The 14,519-nt window shown below is 73.0% G+C and carries 13 protein-coding genes and 1 pseudogene; 6 read left to right on the top strand and 8 right to left on the bottom strand.

Annotation, left to right across the window (positions count from 1 at the left end; genetic code table 11):
• Positions 1–63: 63 nt before the first annotated feature.
• From ACZ7L5_RS01915 to ACZ7L5_RS01905, 3 genes and pseudogenes are all read right to left on the bottom strand, one after another.
• On the bottom strand, positions 64–891 hold the full coding sequence (locus ACZ7L5_RS01915; protein ID WP_471514482.1) for a class I SAM-dependent methyltransferase: 828 nt from the start codon (positions 889–891) through the stop codon (positions 64–66).
• Between the two features lie 449 nt (positions 892–1,340).
• A complete protein-coding gene (locus ACZ7L5_RS01910; RefSeq protein WP_471513525.1) occupies positions 1,341–1,952 on the bottom strand; it encodes a TIGR04282 family arsenosugar biosynthesis glycosyltransferase in 612 nt (203 codons plus the stop codon).
• Positions 1,953–2,338: 386 nt separating this feature from the next.
• Positions 2,339–3,052 (bottom strand): annotated as a pseudogene (locus tag ACZ7L5_RS01905) (glycosyltransferase family 2 protein); the annotation flags it as partial.
• A gap of 103 nt (positions 3,053–3,155) precedes the next feature.
• On the opposite strand from ACZ7L5_RS01905, the gene ACZ7L5_RS01900 reads away from it, so the two are divergent.
• Entirely contained in the window at positions 3,156–3,941 is a 786-nt protein-coding gene (locus ACZ7L5_RS01900; protein WP_471513523.1) for a response regulator transcription factor, read from the top strand.
• A gap of 2 nt (positions 3,942–3,943) precedes the next feature.
• On the top strand, positions 3,944–5,056 hold the full coding sequence (locus ACZ7L5_RS01895) for a sensor histidine kinase (RefSeq protein ID WP_328878505.1): 1,113 nt from the start codon (positions 3,944–3,946) through the stop codon (positions 5,054–5,056).
• 31 nt (positions 5,057–5,087) lie between these two features.
• Here the strand turns inward: ACZ7L5_RS01895 and ACZ7L5_RS01890 are convergent, their stop codons facing one another.
• From ACZ7L5_RS01890 to ACZ7L5_RS01880, 3 genes are read right to left on the bottom strand one after another with little or no spacing between them, the layout of a single operon-like run.
• Complete coding sequence (locus tag ACZ7L5_RS01890) at positions 5,088–6,098, bottom strand: NAD-dependent epimerase/dehydratase family protein (protein WP_471513520.1); 1,011 nt, start codon at positions 6,096–6,098, stop codon at positions 5,088–5,090.
• 52 nt (positions 6,099–6,150) lie between these two features.
• Entirely contained in the window at positions 6,151–7,620 is a 1,470-nt protein-coding gene (locus ACZ7L5_RS01885; protein ID WP_471513518.1) for a sensor histidine kinase, read from the bottom strand.
• A complete protein-coding gene (locus ACZ7L5_RS01880; protein ID WP_328878508.1) occupies positions 7,617–8,315 on the bottom strand; it encodes a response regulator transcription factor in 699 nt (232 codons plus the stop codon). Before ACZ7L5_RS01880 ends, ACZ7L5_RS01885 begins: the two co-directional genes overlap by 4 nt.
• A 152-nt stretch (positions 8,316–8,467) precedes the next feature.
• On the opposite strand from ACZ7L5_RS01880, the gene ACZ7L5_RS01875 reads away from it, so the two are divergent.
• From ACZ7L5_RS01875 to ACZ7L5_RS01865, 3 genes are read left to right on the top strand one after another with little or no spacing between them, the layout of a single operon-like run.
• Positions 8,468–9,805 carry a ferredoxin reductase family protein gene (locus ACZ7L5_RS01875; RefSeq protein ID WP_471513516.1) on the top strand — a complete coding sequence of 446 codons (1,338 nt, stop codon included), beginning with the start codon at positions 8,468–8,470 and terminating at the stop codon, positions 9,803–9,805.
• A 19-nt stretch (positions 9,806–9,824) separates the two neighbouring features.
• Positions 9,825–10,538, top strand: a complete 714-nt coding sequence (locus tag ACZ7L5_RS01870) for an FMN-binding protein (protein ID WP_471513514.1) — start codon at positions 9,825–9,827, stop codon at positions 10,536–10,538.
• 23 nt (positions 10,539–10,561) lie between these two features.
• Positions 10,562–11,275 (top strand): FAD:protein FMN transferase, encoded by a 714-nt coding sequence (locus tag ACZ7L5_RS01865; RefSeq protein ID WP_471514480.1) that lies wholly within the window; start codon positions 10,562–10,564, stop codon positions 11,273–11,275.
• Here the strand turns inward: ACZ7L5_RS01865 and ACZ7L5_RS01860 are convergent.
• Both ACZ7L5_RS01860 and ACZ7L5_RS01855 read right to left on the bottom strand, forming a co-directional pair.
• On the bottom strand, positions 11,272–11,754 hold the full coding sequence (locus ACZ7L5_RS01860) for a hypothetical protein (protein WP_471513512.1): 483 nt from the start codon (positions 11,752–11,754) through the stop codon (positions 11,272–11,274). The genes ACZ7L5_RS01865 and ACZ7L5_RS01860 overlap by 4 nt on opposite strands.
• Positions 11,754–13,034 (bottom strand): molybdopterin-dependent oxidoreductase, encoded by a 1,281-nt coding sequence (locus tag ACZ7L5_RS01855; RefSeq protein WP_471513510.1) that lies wholly within the window; start codon positions 13,032–13,034, stop codon positions 11,754–11,756. Before ACZ7L5_RS01855 ends, ACZ7L5_RS01860 begins: the two co-directional genes overlap by 1 nt.
• A gap of 113 nt (positions 13,035–13,147) precedes the next feature.
• Here ACZ7L5_RS01855 and ACZ7L5_RS01850 point away from each other — a divergent pair, with 113 nt between their 5' ends.
• Positions 13,148–14,512, top strand: coding sequence for a hypothetical protein (locus tag ACZ7L5_RS01850; RefSeq protein ID WP_471513508.1), 1,365 nt, complete (start codon positions 13,148–13,150; stop codon positions 14,510–14,512).
• Positions 14,513–14,519: the final 7 nt, after the last annotated feature.

Here is a 14,519-nt window from a genome sequence, read left to right as displayed (position 1 = left end):
CCCTTCGGGTCTGGCAGATTTCGCCCGCTTTTGACCACGGGTCCGGGCCGTTGAGGGGAGAGTCTAGACGTCCAGTGTTGCGGGACTGTGGACTGGACCGCTGACTCCGCTGCCGCTACCGCTGCCGCGCAGGGCGACGAAGGAACGGCCGCCCGTCATCCACTGACCGACGGCACCCCAACCGGCGCGCTCGGCGTGCCGCAGCAGGGCGGGGGTGCCCAGGCGTGCCCACGGGAAGGGAGTGCCGGTGGCACCGCCCGCGTCGGTGACGTGGACGTGGACGCGTTCGTCGAGGTCCTGGTCGGGCACGGTCTCGACGATCAACAGGCCGCCGGGGGCGAGGAGTTGGGCCATTCGGTCGAGCAGGGCAGCGGGGTCGCCGCCGATGCCGATGTTGCCGTCGATGAGCAGGGCGGTGCCCCAGCGGCCCTCGCCGGGCAGCGAGTCGAAGACGGAGCGGCGCAACGCCGGTCCCCCGAGCCGCAGCGTGCAGGCGACGGCGACCTCGCTGACATCGATGCCGAGCACCCGGCGTCCCTGCCGGCCCAACGCCGCCACCAGCCGCCCGGGCCCGCACCCGACGTCCAGCACCGCCCCCTCACAACGCCGCAGCACCTCCATGTCCACCGCATCGGCATCCGCACACCACCGCTCCACATCGAGCGGCAACAGCCAGCCGTCGGTACGGCGCAGAAAGAGGGGCCCCTGCCCGGCGGTGAGGGCACGGGCATAGGGGTCGGCGGACCAGGAAACGGCGTCGCCGGGAGCGGCCCGAAGGCGGCCGCCGCCGACGCCGGTCGCGGTGGCGGCCCTTGGGGCGTCGGGGCGGGTCGTCGGTGTCCGGTGGCCAGTCGCCGGGGGGCGCGTCGAGCCGCGGTGCGGGTGCGGGATACCGGCCTCGACAGGGAGACGTGACGGGCGGCCGTCGGTGCCGACGTCAAGGCTTGCGCCCACGCCGGACTCGGGCACCGTCCCGCGTGCGCGGCTGCCGGCGACAGAACCCTCATCGCGGATCACGCCCACGGCCAACTGCCCGATACCGGCATCAGCTGGGAGGTACGACGGGAGACCATCCGTGCCGACATCGCGGCTTGCGCCCACGCCGGACTCGGGCACCGTCCCCCGTGCGCGGCTGCCGGCGACACAACCCTCATCGCGGATCACGCCCACGGCCAACTGCCCGATACCGGCATCGGGCGGGAGGAGCGACCGGTGGCCGTCCGTGCCGGGCTCGGGCGAAGTCCCTCGTGGGTGGCTGTCGGTGGTGGAGTCCGTTTGGTGGATCGTGACTGGGCCCGTCTGGCGGGCGATCCTTGCCGTCGTCGTCTCCTGCCGGGCGCTCATCGGTCCACCGTCGGGGTGAGGCGGGCCAGCGCAGTTGCGAAGCGTCCGCCCGGTGCCGCCTCGGCGACCATGTCGGCGTCGGATGCCGTGTCGACGTCGCGCAGACAGGGCAGGTCGCGCACGCGCAGCCCGGCGAGCCGGGCCCGCTGCGCTTCGCCGGTCTGCGGCGTCGACATCGGGACCCCGCGCAGCCGCGCCGGGTCCGGTTCGGCCATGCCGAGCGCCCAGAAGCCGCCGTCCTCGGCGGGGCCGAAGTACGCGTCGCAGCCCGACCAGTCCACGGTCAGCAACTCCGGTGTCACCTGCGGGGTGTCCATGCCGACGAGCAGCGCCGGCCCGTCACACCCCGCGAAGGCTTCGGCCAGCCGTTCGTCGAGGCCGCCCGCGCACTGCCGTACGACGTCGAAACCGGGCGGCACCCAGGGGCCCGGCCTCCCGTCCAGGACCAACACCCGGCGCCGAGCCGGCGTCCGCGCCACGGCGTCCAACGTGTCCACGAGCGCCGCCTCCGCAAGCACGGCCGCCTCCTCGGGCGTGAAGGGCGGCGTCAGCCTGGTCTTCACCCGCCCCGGTCGGGGCTCCTTGGCAATGACGAGGAGCGTGGTCACGAGCGGGTTCCTTTCGACGGGGCGGCGCCGGGGTGGGTTGCGGGGCGGCGGGCGGAGTTGGCTTCGGTACGGTCGGGGGGCTCGGCAACGGTCCGGGTCTGCGGGTCGGGCTCGGCGAAGGTCCTGCCGCGCCGGTCGGATTCGGCACCGTCCCGATCGGGATCGGCCCCGGATCCGCCCGTCCCGCCGGGATCCACCTCAGTCCCGCCACGTTCACCGGCCCCGACCCCACCACGCCCATCAGGTCCGACGCCGGACCCACCCCGCCCATCGGCCGCGGCACCCGCCCCGCCCCACGCACCCGGATCCACATCAGCCCCGCCACGTCCACCGCCCCCGGCGCCGGACCCACCGCGCCCGCCGGACTCAGCACCGGAACCACCGCGCCCGCCGCCCCCGTCCCGCTCCCCCAGCACCCGGCTCATGTCCCGCACCGCCTGCCAGGTCCCCCGCCAAGTGCCCGTCACCTTCGACGCACCCGTGCGGGGCAGGTACGGCACGTCGTACTCGGCGATGCGCCAGTTCGCGTCGGCGGCGCGGACGACCATCTGGAGGGGGTAGCCGCTGCGGCGGTCGGTGAGGGCGAGGGTGTGGAGGCGGTCGCGGCGGGCGGCGCGCAGGGGGCCCAGGTCGTGCAGGCGCAGGCCGGTGCGGCGGTGGAGGAGGTGGGTGAGGGCGAGGTTGCCGGCGCGGGCGTGCAGCGGCCAGGTACCCCGGGACGCGGGGCGGCGCCGGCCCAGGATCAGGTCGGCCTCGCCGGCCGCGATCCGGCGTACGAAGGGCACCAGGTCGCCAGGGTCGAGGGAGGCGTCGCAGTCGCAGAAGCAGACGATGTCGGCCGTGGCGGCGGTCAGCCCCGCGTGGCATGCGGCACCGAACCCGCGTCGCTCCTCGTGCACGACCGTCGCGCCGAGTTCGCGGGCGACGGCGGCCGAGCCGTCGGTGGAACCGTTGTCCACGACGAGCGCCCGCCAGCCGGGCGGGATCCGCTCCAGGACCCAGGGCAGGGCGTCGGCCTCGTCGAGACAGGGAAGCACGACGTCGACGGACGCCGTGCGGGGTTCACCGGCTGCTGCGGATGGGGTCGTCACGGCTTTCACCCTACGAGCCAGAAACGGACATACCGGACTACGGCTCCTTACGAAACAAGGACGTCAGGCCGCGGCTGCGGCACATGCGCGCCTGGGGTGCGAGGCTGGCGGCATGGAGCAGCAACAGCCGTATCAGCAGGCCGGGGGCGGACCCGGGGCCAGGGTTCTCGTCGTCGACGACGACCCCACCGTGGCCGAAGTCGTCTCGGGTTACCTCGACCGCGCCGGATACGTCGTGGACCGCGCCGGAGACGGCCCCGACGCCCTCGCCCGGGCCGCCGCGCACTGGCCGGACCTGGTCGTGCTGGACCTGATGCTGCCCGGCATGGACGGCCTGGAGGTGTGCCGCCGGATGCGCGGCCAGGGGCCCGTGCCGGTCATCATGCTCACCGCCCGCGGCGACGAGGACGACCGCATCCTCGGCCTGGAGGTCGGCGCCGACGACTACGTCACCAAGCCCTTCAGCCCCCGCGAACTCGTCCTGCGCGTCGAGTCGGTGCTCCGCCGCACCCGCCCCGGCCCCGCCCGGCCGCAGGGCACCCTGCGCGCGGCCGGCCTCTCGGTCGACCGGGCGGCCCGCCGCGCCACCAAGAACAACGCCGAACTCGCCCTCACCATCCGCGAGTTCGACCTCCTCGCGTTCTTCCTGCGGCACCCCGGCCGGGTCTTCAGCCGCGAAGACCTGATGCGCGAGGTGTGGGGCTGGGACTTCGGCGATCTGTCGACCGTCACCGTCCATGTCCGCCGGTTGCGCGGCAAGGTGGAGGACGATCCGGCCAGGCCCCAGCTCATCCAGACCGTGTGGGGCGTCGGCTACCGCTTCGACGCGACCGGCACCGCCGGCCCGGGTCCCGCCCCCGCTCCCTCTCCCTCTCCCTCTCCCGCCGGGGAGGCGTGATCATGCGCGACACCCTCCTGATCGCCCTCTTCGCCTTCCTCGGCGCCGCCGCGGCCGGAGTGCTCGGCGCGTGCCTGCTCGTGCTGATCCGGCGCCGCTCGCTCATCGTGCACCTCACCGTGGTCGCCGGCGTCGGTATCACCGCGATGCTCGCGGGCACGCTCGCCGTCGCCCAGGCGATGTTCCTGAACGGGCACGACCTGAGCGTGGTCACGACCGTCGTCGCCATGGCAGCCGTGGTCTCCCTGGCCACCGCCCTGCTGCTCGGCCGCTGGGTCGCCGCCCGCAGCCACGCCCTCGCGCTCGCCGCCCGGTCCTTCGGCGACGGCGGCGACTTCACCTCGCCCGACGGCGTCGCCACCGCCGAACTCGCCGAGTTGAGCCGCGAGTTGGAAGCCACCAGCGCCAAGCTCGCCGAGTCCCGCGAGCGGGAGCGGGCGCTGGAGTCGTCCCGGCGTGAGCTCGTCGCCTGGATCTCGCACGATCTGCGCACCCCGCTGGCCGGCCTGCGTGCGATGGCGGAGGCGCTGGAGGACGGGGTCGCCGTCGATCCCGACCGCTATCTCAAGCAGATCCGGATGGAGGTCGAGCGGCTCAACGGCATGGTGGGCGACCTCTTCGAACTGTCCCGCATCCACGCGGGGACGCTGGCGCTGAGCACGAGCCGGATCTCCTTGTACGACCTGGTCGGCGACGCGCTCGCGGGCGCCGACCCGCTGGCCCGCGAGTGCGGCGTGCGGCTGGTGGGCGAGCGGATCGAACCGGTGCCGGTCGAGGTGGACGGCAAGGAGATGAGCCGGGTGCTGGGCAATCTGCTGGTGAACGCGATCCGCCGGACGCCCGCCGACGGCACCGTCGCCCTCGCCGCCGAACGCTCGGCCGACGGCGTGGTCCTGTCCGTCACCGACGGCTGCGGCGGGATCCCCGACGAGGACCTGCCGCGGGTCTTCGACACCGGCTGGCGCGGCACCCATGCGCGTACCCCTCCGGCGGGGGCGGGGCTCGGCCTCGCCATCGTGCGGGGCATCGTGGAGGCGCACGCCGGACGGGCCTCGGTACGGAACGTCCCCGGGGGGTGCCGCTTCGAGGTGGTGCTGCCCGCTGCCGCTTCCTGAGAGGCGGGCAGCACCACCAGTCCGAGGGAGCCTACGCCCCTCGCATTCCGGCCACCGCGAACTCCCGCATCCCGTCGGCGAACCCCACCTCGGCCTTCCAGCCCAACTCCGCGCGCAGCCGCGCCGAGTCGGCCGTGATGTGCCGTACGTCGCCCAGCCGGTACTCCCCGGTCACGACCGGCTCCGGACCGCCGTACGCCTCCGCGAGCGCGTGGGCCATCTCGCCGACGGTGTGCGGGTCGCCGCTGCCGGTGTTGTACGCCGTGAGCGCACCCCCCGGGAGGGCTTGCGCACTCGCCTCCAGCGCGGCCACGTTGGCGGCGGCCACGTCCCGGACGTGGACGAAGTCCCGCCGCTGGCGGCCGTCCTCGAAGACGCGGGGCGCCTCGTCGCGTGCGAGCGCCGAGCGGAAGAAGGACGCGACGCCTGCATAGGGGGTGTCGCGGGGCATGCCCGGTCCGTAGACGTTGTGGTAGCGCAGGGACACCGCGGTGCCGTCCGTCGCGCGTGCCCATGCCGCGGCGAGGTGTTCCTGGGCGAGCTTCGTCGTCGCGTACACGTTGCGCGGGTCGGCCGGAGCGTCCTCCGCGACCAGCCCGGGGGCAAGGTCGGCACCGCACTGCGGGCAGGGCGGCTCGAACCGGCCCGCGTCGAGATCGGCCACGGCGCGCGGACCGGGGCGTACGACGCCGTGCCGCTCGCACACGTAGCGCCCCTCGCCGTACACCACCATCGATCCGGCCAGCACCAGTCGGCGTACGCCCGCGTCGGCCATGGCGGTCAGGAGTACGGCCGTGCCCAGGTCGTTGCGGGAGACGTACTCCGTGGCGTCGGCGAAGCCGGCGCCGAGGCCGACCATGGCGGCCTGGTGGCACACGGCGTCGACGCCGGTCAGTGCCTGGCGGACGGCGTAGGGGTTGCGCACGTCCGACTCGGGGTCGGGACGGACGTCGTACACGACGGGTTCGTGCCCGTGCGCCTTGAGCGCCTCGACGATGTGGGACCCGATGAAACCGGCACCGCCGGTGACCAGTACGCGCATACGATCACGCTAGGGCGGCGAGGCACGTTTGGGCCGCTCGGCGCCGGTCATGTCACTGGTCCGTAAGACCTGTCTCCCGCTCCCCGTCCACCACGAGCGGAACCGTCACCGTGAACACCGTCTGCCCGGGCTCACTGCTCAGCTCGATGCGCCCCCCGTGGGCCTGGACCAGGGACTGCGCCACCGCGAGTCCGAGTCCGCTGCCGCCCCGGTCGCGGCTGCGGGCCTTGTCGACGCGGTAGAAGCGGTCGAAGACGCGTATCCGGTCGGCGGGCGGGATGCCGGGGCCGGCGTCGGTGATCCGGACGACGGCGGCGCCCTCCGCCGCCGTGACCGCGACGGACACCGGCGTTCCGGTGGGCGTGTGGATCGCCGCGTTGGTGAGGAGGTTGTCCAGCACCTGACGGATGCGCTGGGGGTCGAGGCGCACTTTCAGGGAGCCGGGGCCGGGGGCGAGGGTCAGGGGGTGGTCGGCGTGGGTGACGCGGAAGGCGTCCGCCGCCTGTTCGACCAGGTCCACCAGGTCCGCGCCCTGCATCCGCAGCGGCGTCTCCACCTCGGCGGCGTCCAGGCGGGCGAGCAGCAGCAGGTCGTCGAGGAGGAAGCCCATGCGGGCGGCCTCGGCACGCAGCCGGGCCAGGTGCCGCTCCCGCTCCTCGGGGGCGTTGGCCGCGGCGTACTGGAAGAGGTCGGCGTAGCCCCGGACCGACATCAAAGGCGTACGGAGTTCGTGCGAGGCGTCCGCCACGAACCGGCGCAGGCGCTGCTCCGCCTCCGCGCGCACCGCGAGGGAGTCGTCGATGTGCTCCAGCATGGTGTTGAACGCGGTGCGCAGCTCCTCCACCTCGGGGCCGCCGCCGCGCCGTGCGTGCCGTACGGGCAACTGGGCCGAGTCGGTGAGGTCGTGCGAGGTGATGTCGCGGGCGGTGTGCGCCATGTCGCTCAATGGCTTCAGGCCCCGCCGCAGCATCCCCCGTCCGAACACCACGAGGGCCAGCAGCGCGAGCCCGAAGGTGACCGCCTGGATGGTGACCAGCTGGCCCACGGTGTCCTCGATGTCCGCCATGGGCGCGGCGCTGACCAGCACCACGCCGGGCTCGACCTCGCAGGCCCGCAGCCGGTACTCGCCCTTGCCCTTCAGATGCTCGGTGCGCAGGATCTCCGTGTGCGCACCGGTCTGTGCCAGGGCCAGCGAGGTGAAGTCGTCGACGTCCTGCGGCAGGTCGGCGGGGTCCTCGGGCCGGCGCAGCACGGGCTTGCCGTCCGACACGTCGTACACGGCGTAGAACCAGCTGTAGTACTTCTTGCCCGAGAGCGTGCCGTAGTCCGCGATGCTCTTGGACTGGGCGATCTGGCCCTGCGCGAGCTGGGTGTCGAGCTGGGCCGACAGGTAGTCCCTCATGTACGTGGTCAGGGCCGTGCCGACGACACCGAACACGAACAGCGCCAGCACCCCGAGGCCCAGCGCCAGGCGGGTGCCGAGCCGCATCCCGCGGTACGCCCGCCGCAGCCGCCCGATCACTCCGCCGCCTGCCGGATCACGTATCCGAAGCCGCGCACGGTGTGGATCAGCGGTCCGCGGCCGTCGTCGGGCTCGTCGAGCTTGCGGCGCAGCCGGCTGACGACCAGTTCGACGACGTTCGAGCGGCCGCCGAAGCCGTACTCCCACACATGGTCGAGGATCTGCGCCTTGGTGAGCACGGTCGGCGACTTGCGCATCAGATAGCGCAGGACCTCGTACTCGGTGGGCGTGAGCGTGAGCTGTTTGTCGCCGCGGCGGACCTCGCGGGTGTCCTCGTCCATCGTCAGGTCGGCCACCCGAAGGACGGAACGCTGGAAGCCGGGTCCGGCGCTGCGCCGCAGCACGGTGCGCAGCCGGGCCATCAGCTCCTCCACGGCGAACGGTTTGACCAGGTAGTCGTCGCCGCCGCGGGTCAGGCCGGCCACCCGGTCGGCGACCCCGTCGCGGGCCGTCAGGAACACCACGGGCACCATTTTCCCGGCGCCGCGCAGCCGGTCCAGGACGCCGAAGCCGTCCACGTCGGGCAGCATCAGGTCCAGGACCACGATGTCCGGGTGGAACTCGGCGGCCAGCCGCAGCGCCTCCTCGCCGGAGTTCGCGGTGACCGCGTCCCAGCCCTCGTAGCGGGCGACCGTCGCGACGAGGTCGGCGATGGGCGGGTCGTCGTCCACGACCAGCAGGCGTACTTTCTCCACCCGTTCATACTGCGGCACCCGACGCCGTTCCCATGAGCCGGGTGTGGGCCCGGGACGACATCGATAACGAGTTGAAAGAAGTACGACAGCTTTTCGACAGCACTCGCCGGACAAGCTCGGTATCCACAGACGAGATCAAGGAGCTGTCGCACGTGACGACCGTCCAATCGCCCCCTGCGCCCCCCACGGCGATACGCCCCAGGGTCGTCGCCCGCACGGGTCTGTACGCCGTGCTGGCCGCGAACGTGGCCGTGGTGCTCTACTTCTTCTCCGCCGCCGGCTTCGCCTCCAACGCGCTCATCGTGATCGGCCGCCTCACCGGCCTGTGCGGTGCGCTGCTCATGGCCTTCCAACTGCTGCTGGTGGCCCGGCTGCCGTGGCTCGACCGCCGCATCGGCATGGACCGGCTGACCTCCTGGCACCGCTGGACCGGCTTCAGCGTCCTGTGGGCCCTCCTCGCGCACGCCGTGTTCATCACCTTCGGCTACGCCGAGTCGTCGTCCATGGACCCGGTGAACCAGCTGATCGACCTGGCCGAGACGGTCGAGGGCGTGCTGCGCGCCGTCGTAGCGCTGGGGATCATCATCGCGATCGGTGCCGTCTCGGCCCGGTTCGCGCGGCGCCGGCTGGCGTACGAGACGTGGCACTTCATCCACCTGTACACCTACGCGGCGGTGGTCCTGGCGTTCACGCACCAGGTCGCGGTCGGTACGTCCTTCGCCTCCTCGTCCGCCGCCACGGCGTACTGGTACGCGGTGTGGGGCGTGGCGCTCGGCGCGGTGTTCGTCGGCCGGCTGGTCCTGCCGCTGTGGCGGAACTGGCGCCACCAGTTCCGGGTGTCCGCCGTGGTCCCCGAGTCCGACAACGTCGTCTCCGTCTACATCACCGGCCGTGACCTGGACCGGCTGCCCGCGCGGGCCGGGCAGTTCTTCCTGTGGCGGTTCCTGACGAAGGACCGCTGGTGGCAGGCCAACCCGTTCTCCCTGTCGGCCGCTCCCGACGGCAACCAGTTGCGGCTCACGGCCAAGGCGGCCGGCGACGGCTCGGCGTCCCTGAGGCACCTCAAGGTCGGCACGCGTGTGTTCGCGGAGGGCCCGTACGGCGCGTTCACCGCGATGCACCGCACCCGGCCGGAGGCGGTGCTGATCGCGGGCGGCGTCGGTGTCACCCCGATCCGGGCGCTGCTGGAGGAACTGCACGGCCACGCGGTCGTGATCTACCGGGTCGGCTCGGACCGGGATGCGGTCCTGTACGGCGAGCTGGCGGAACTCGCCCACGCCAAGGGCGCCGAGCTGCACCTGGTCACCGGCCCGGTCACGCCGGACAGACTGGCCCCGGCGGAGCTGGAGCGGCTGGTCCCCGACATCACCGACCGGGACGTCTTCCTGTGCGGCCCGCCGCCCATGATGAACGCGGTGATCGGCAGCCTGCGCGAGCTGGGCGTGCCCAAGGAGCAGGTCCACTTCGAGCGATTCAGCCTGGCCGGCTGAGCGGGACAGGGAAGACATCGTGAAGCGAGCAATACCTGTCCTGGTCCTGAGCATCGCGGGCCTGATCCCGGTCTGGCGCTACGAGCCGTCGCTCGGCGCCGCCGCCACGCCGGCCCCGACGCCCTCGGCGTCGTCCTCCGCCGCGTCCGGCTCGGACGCGGGTTCGGGCAGCACGGTCGTCAAGGGCTCGACCGTGCAGACCGAGAAGGGTCCCGTGCAGGTCCAGGTGACCTTCCAGGGCACCAGGATCGCGGCCGTGAAGATGCTCCAGCAGCCCGATCACCCGCAGACCACGGCCGCGGTCCCGAAGCTCATCGCCGAGACCCTCGAAGCCCAGAGCACGGACATCGACACCGTCTCCGGCGCCACCATCACCAGCGACGGCTACAAGGAGTCCCTCCAGGCCGCCATCGACGCGAACGCGAAGTCGGCGGCCTCGTCCTCCCCCTCGGCGTCCGCGTCCGCCGCCGCGCAGTCGCAGACGGTCGACGGCTCGACGGTGAACACCGACAAGGGTCCCGTCCAGGTCCAGGTGACCTTCGACGGCGACGAGATCGCCTCGGTGAAGATGCTCCAGCAGCCGAACCACCCGCAGACCACGGCCGCCGTCCCGAAGCTCATCGCCGAGACCCTCGAAGCCCAGGGCGCCGACATCGACACCGTCTCCGGCGCCACCATCACCAGCGACGGCTACAAGGAGTCCCTCCAGGCCGCCATCGACGCGAAGGGCTGATCGTGCACCGAGTCGAACACGTCATGGGGTTCCCGGTCTCGCTGCGGGTCGACGGCGGGCACGTCGGCGAGGAGGCGGCCGATGCCGTGTTCGCGTGGCTGCGTGAGGTCGACGCCCGGTTCAGCCCGTTCAAGGCCGACAGCGAGGTCTGCCGGCTGGACCGCGGGGAGGTCGCCCGGGGTGCGGTCAGTGCGGACCTCGCCGAGGTGCTGGGGCTGTGCGAGGAGTACCGGGTCGCCACCGGCGGCGCCTTCGACGTACGGCTGCCCGGGCGCGGGCTCGATCCGTGCGCGGTGGTGAAGGGCTGGTCCGTGCAGCGGGCCGCCGAGCTGCTGAGGGCGGCGGGAGCGCGGCGCTTCGTACTCAACGCCGGTGGTGACGTGGTCGCCGCGGGCGGGCCGTGGCGGGTGGGGATACGGCACCCCGAGCAGGCCGACAAGGTGTGCACGGTCGCCGAGCTCACGGACGGCGCCGTCGCGACGTCCGCTCGCTACGAGCGCGGCGACCACATCATCGACGGGCGCACCGGGCGGGCGGCGACGGGTCTGCTGTCCCTCTCCGTCGTGGCGTCCTCCCTGACCGTGGCGGACACCGTGGCGACCGCCGCGTTCGCGATGGGCACGGAGGGTGTCGAGTGGGCCGCCGCACGGCCGGGCTGCGAGGTGTTCGCGGTGGACGCCGGGCGTCGGGTCCTCCGTACGGAGGGCTTTCCGGTGGCGTCGGCGCAGGCGGCCTAACCCCTGCGCCGACGCAGCACGAGCAGCGCCGCCGAGCCGCCGAAGAGCGCGGCGGTGATCAGCAGCCAGCGGGCCAGGAAGCCGTCCGTGGACAGGCCGGTGGCGACGGCGTAGCGGTCCGCCACCCGGCCGGTGATCAGCGGGAACCACACCAGCAGGAGCAGCAGGGACAGGGCGGCCGGGACGCGGACGTACGGCATCCAGCTCCGGCGGTCGACAGCCTCGAAACCCCGTAGCAGTCCCCGGTCCGCCGCCCCGTACAGCGGCACCAGCACGAGGTCGTGCAGGATCGCCGCGCCGACGAACCACAGCACGATCCCGAACCAGTCCCCGTCCAGCAGCCGCACCCCCGCGTATCCGGCGAGCGCGAACGAGCCGGCGAGGAGGAGGATCTTCAGGGGGCTGCCCAGGGCGAGCCTCGGTCGGCGCGTCCCCCGGCTCATCCGCCGGCCCGTCGGCCGCCGCGTCAGTCGGTCCATCACAGGTCTCCGAACGTCAGCCGCGCCACCCACTTGGTGTTCAGCACACCGGGCGCGGCGGGCACGATGATCCGTGCCGGGTAGCCGTGGTCGGGGGTCAGGTCCTCGCCGTTGACGAACAGGGCGAGCAGGGAACGGGAGTCGGCGACCTGGTTGGCCCGCAGGGCGGCCCGCCGGAAGGCACCGCGCTGCTGGAGCGACTCCACCAGGACGTCGGGCGATTCCTGGTCGTGGCCGACCAGCGCCGCGAGGTCCCTCAGCCGTACGCCCCGCCACCACTGGTCGGACGTCGACCAGCCCTCCACGCAGGCGATGGGCAACGCCGCGCTGTACAGCGGCATGTCGAGCAGCTCGGCACGGCTGAGGCGGACCGTCCGGCCGTCCCGGCCCTCGACGACCAGCCGCCAGGCCTCGTCGCTCGTGTCGGCCTCGCGGATCCCCGCGTACGCGGCCGTCTTGTTGATCTGGAAGCCGCCCGGCCCGCTCCCCGGCTCGGCACCGCCGTGCGGGGCGAGGAGGGCGGTCCGGCGCAGGAAGCCGTCGAAGTTCTGTCCGACGGTCGTGGCGAACAGCAGCAGCGAGCCGCCGCCGACGAACCACAGGGCGCCGCGCCTGGAGACGGTCGGTGCGGCGGGACGCGGCGCGATGAGCTCCCTGTCCTCCTCCCCCGTGCCCTCCCCGGTCCCCTCTTCCTTCCCCTCCCGCATGCGGCGCAGGTTCCGCAGCGCGGTGGGGGCCTTCAGCACGGCGTGCACGACGAACGCGCCGATGAACACCCACGCCCCGTAGAAGTGCAGGGTGTAGAAGGAGCCGGGGAAGAGGTAGTCGAGCTGGACGTTCAGCACGCCCGTCACGAACTCGAACAACGCGCCCCCGACCAGGAGCAGCAGCGAGATCCGCTCCAGCGCGTGCGCGAGCGAGCGGGCCGGCGGCAGCGTGAAGAGCTTCGGCAGGACCGACCACAGCTTGGCCAGGAGCACGGGGATCAGCGTGATGCCGAGCGTGACGTGGACGCCCTGGTTGAGGCGGTACAGCCAGTACGGGCTGGTCGGCCAGGAGAAGAGGTAGAAGCCGAGGATCCCCTTGTCCGGCGTCTTGTCGTTCACCGGCGCCAGGTTCGGGTTGTAGGCGGCGTAGGACACCAGCCCCGTCACGAACAACACCGTGATCCCGCCGAGCAGCACGATGCCGAGGACCGATGTCAGCCACGGGCCGCGCAGCGGGCTGCGCCAGAAGGCGGGAGAGAAGGGAGACAGGGGAGAGTTCGGAGACCGTGCCATGTCCTGACCGTAGGCCTGACCAGGGCCGCAATGGCGGTCGCGAACCATGACGAAACTCTGACGTCCGCGCCTGTCACGCGTCCGGTGGACCCGGTGCGTCCTAGCGTGCAGAGGTGACCAGCGATCTCCTGCCCGACGCCCGCCCCGACGCGCTCCCCGACGCCGGCAGGGACCTGCGCCGCGATCTGTACGCGGCCGCGGCCGCCGCGCTCCTGTTCGCTCTTGCCGCCCTGGTCGGCACCGCGATCGAGGCCCGCGACGGCACCCTGTTCGTCAACTGGCCGCCGCTGCTGGCGGACTGGGGCCCGCATGTCGGTCCGGGCACCCCGGCCGCGATCGCCGTCGCGGCCGCCGTCGTGGCGTACGGCCCGGTCCTGGCCGCCCGGCTGCCCTGGCGCCGCCTGCTGCTCGCCGTCTGGGGTGCGGGCCTGGCCTGGATCTTCTCGCTCGCGCTCGTCGACGGCTGGCAGCGCGGCATCGCCCGCCGGCTGACGACCCGGTACGAGTATCTCCAGGTCATCGACCGCTTCCAGGACATCCCCGCGACGCTGCGGGACTTCACGCAGCACATCCTGCTGGGCACACCGGACCACTGGCCCGCGCACATCGCCGGGCATCCTCCGGCGGCCACCCTCACCTTCGTCGAGCTGGACCGGATCGGGCTGGGCGGCGGCGCGTGGGCGGGGGTCTGGTGCATCACCGTGGGGGCCACGGCCGCCCTCGGCATCCTCGTCACCGTGCGCACCCTTACCGACGAGAAGCTCGCCCGCCGCGCCGCGCCCTTCCTGGTACTGGCGCCGGGCGCCGTGTGGATGGGCACCTCCGCCGACGGCTACTTCGCGGCTGTCGCGGCCTGGGCGGTGGCGCTGCTCGCACTGGCGGTGACGGGGCGTCGGCCGCGCTGGACCGGCCTGGCCTCGGGTCTTCTGTTCGGCCTGACGGTCTATCTGTCGTACGGCCTGACGCTCTTCGTCGTGATCGCGGCGGCGGTGCTCTTCCTGGGCTCCGAGCGCGTCCGTCCGCTGCCCTTCGCGCTCGCCGGGTTCGTGGTGGTCCCGGTGGTGTTCACCGCGCTGGGTTTCTACTGGTGGGAGGCGTACGACCTGCTGGTCACCCGCTACAACCAGGGCGCCGGCGGCACCCGGCCGCAGGCCTACTGGGTGTGGGCCAACCTCGCGTGCCAGGTGCTGGTGGTGGGTCTGGCGACGGCGGCGGGGCTGCGGCGGACCGGGGTGGTGGTGATCCGGCAGCGCGGGACGGCCGCGTTCCGCCTCGGCGTGCTGGTGCTGGGCGCCCTCGTCGCGCTGCTGGCCGCCGACCTGTCCGGGATGAGCAAGGCGGAGACGGAGCGGATCTGGCTGCCCTTCGCGCTGTGGCTGCTGCCGGCCTGCGCCTTCCTGAACGGACCGCGGGCCTGGCTCGCGGCGCAGGCGGTGCTCGCACTGCTCGTCAACCACCTGCTGCTGACGGGTTGGTGACCACGCC

The sequence above is a fragment of the Streptomyces sp. NPDC107528 genome, assembly GCF_055639295.1.
Note: the sequence above shows the minus strand (reverse complement) of the source record. Positions and strands in the feature narration are given on the sequence as shown.

What these genes read in the sequence shown, in the direction of transcription:
- ACZ7L5_RS01890 (WP_471513520.1), bottom strand. Translation starts at nt 6,098, where the DNA reads ATGCGCGTACTGGTCACCGGCGGTGCCGGTTTCATCGGGTCCCACATC.
- ACZ7L5_RS01865 (WP_471514480.1), top strand. Translation starts at nt 10,562, where the DNA reads ATGGGGTTCCCGGTCTCGCTGCGGGTCGACGGCGGGCACGTCGGCGAG.
- ACZ7L5_RS01860 (WP_471513512.1), bottom strand. Translation starts at nt 11,754, where the DNA reads ATGGACCGACTGACGCGGCGGCCGACGGGCCGGCGGATGAGCCGGGGG.
- ACZ7L5_RS01855 (WP_471513510.1), bottom strand. Translation starts at nt 13,034, where the DNA reads ATGGCACGGTCTCCGAACTCTCCCCTGTCTCCCTTCTCTCCCGCCTTC.
- ACZ7L5_RS01895 (WP_328878505.1), top strand. Translation starts at nt 3,944, where the DNA reads ATGCGCGACACCCTCCTGATCGCCCTCTTCGCCTTCCTCGGCGCCGCC.
- ACZ7L5_RS01900 (WP_471513523.1), top strand. Translation starts at nt 3,156, where the DNA reads ATGGAGCAGCAACAGCCGTATCAGCAGGCCGGGGGCGGACCCGGGGCC.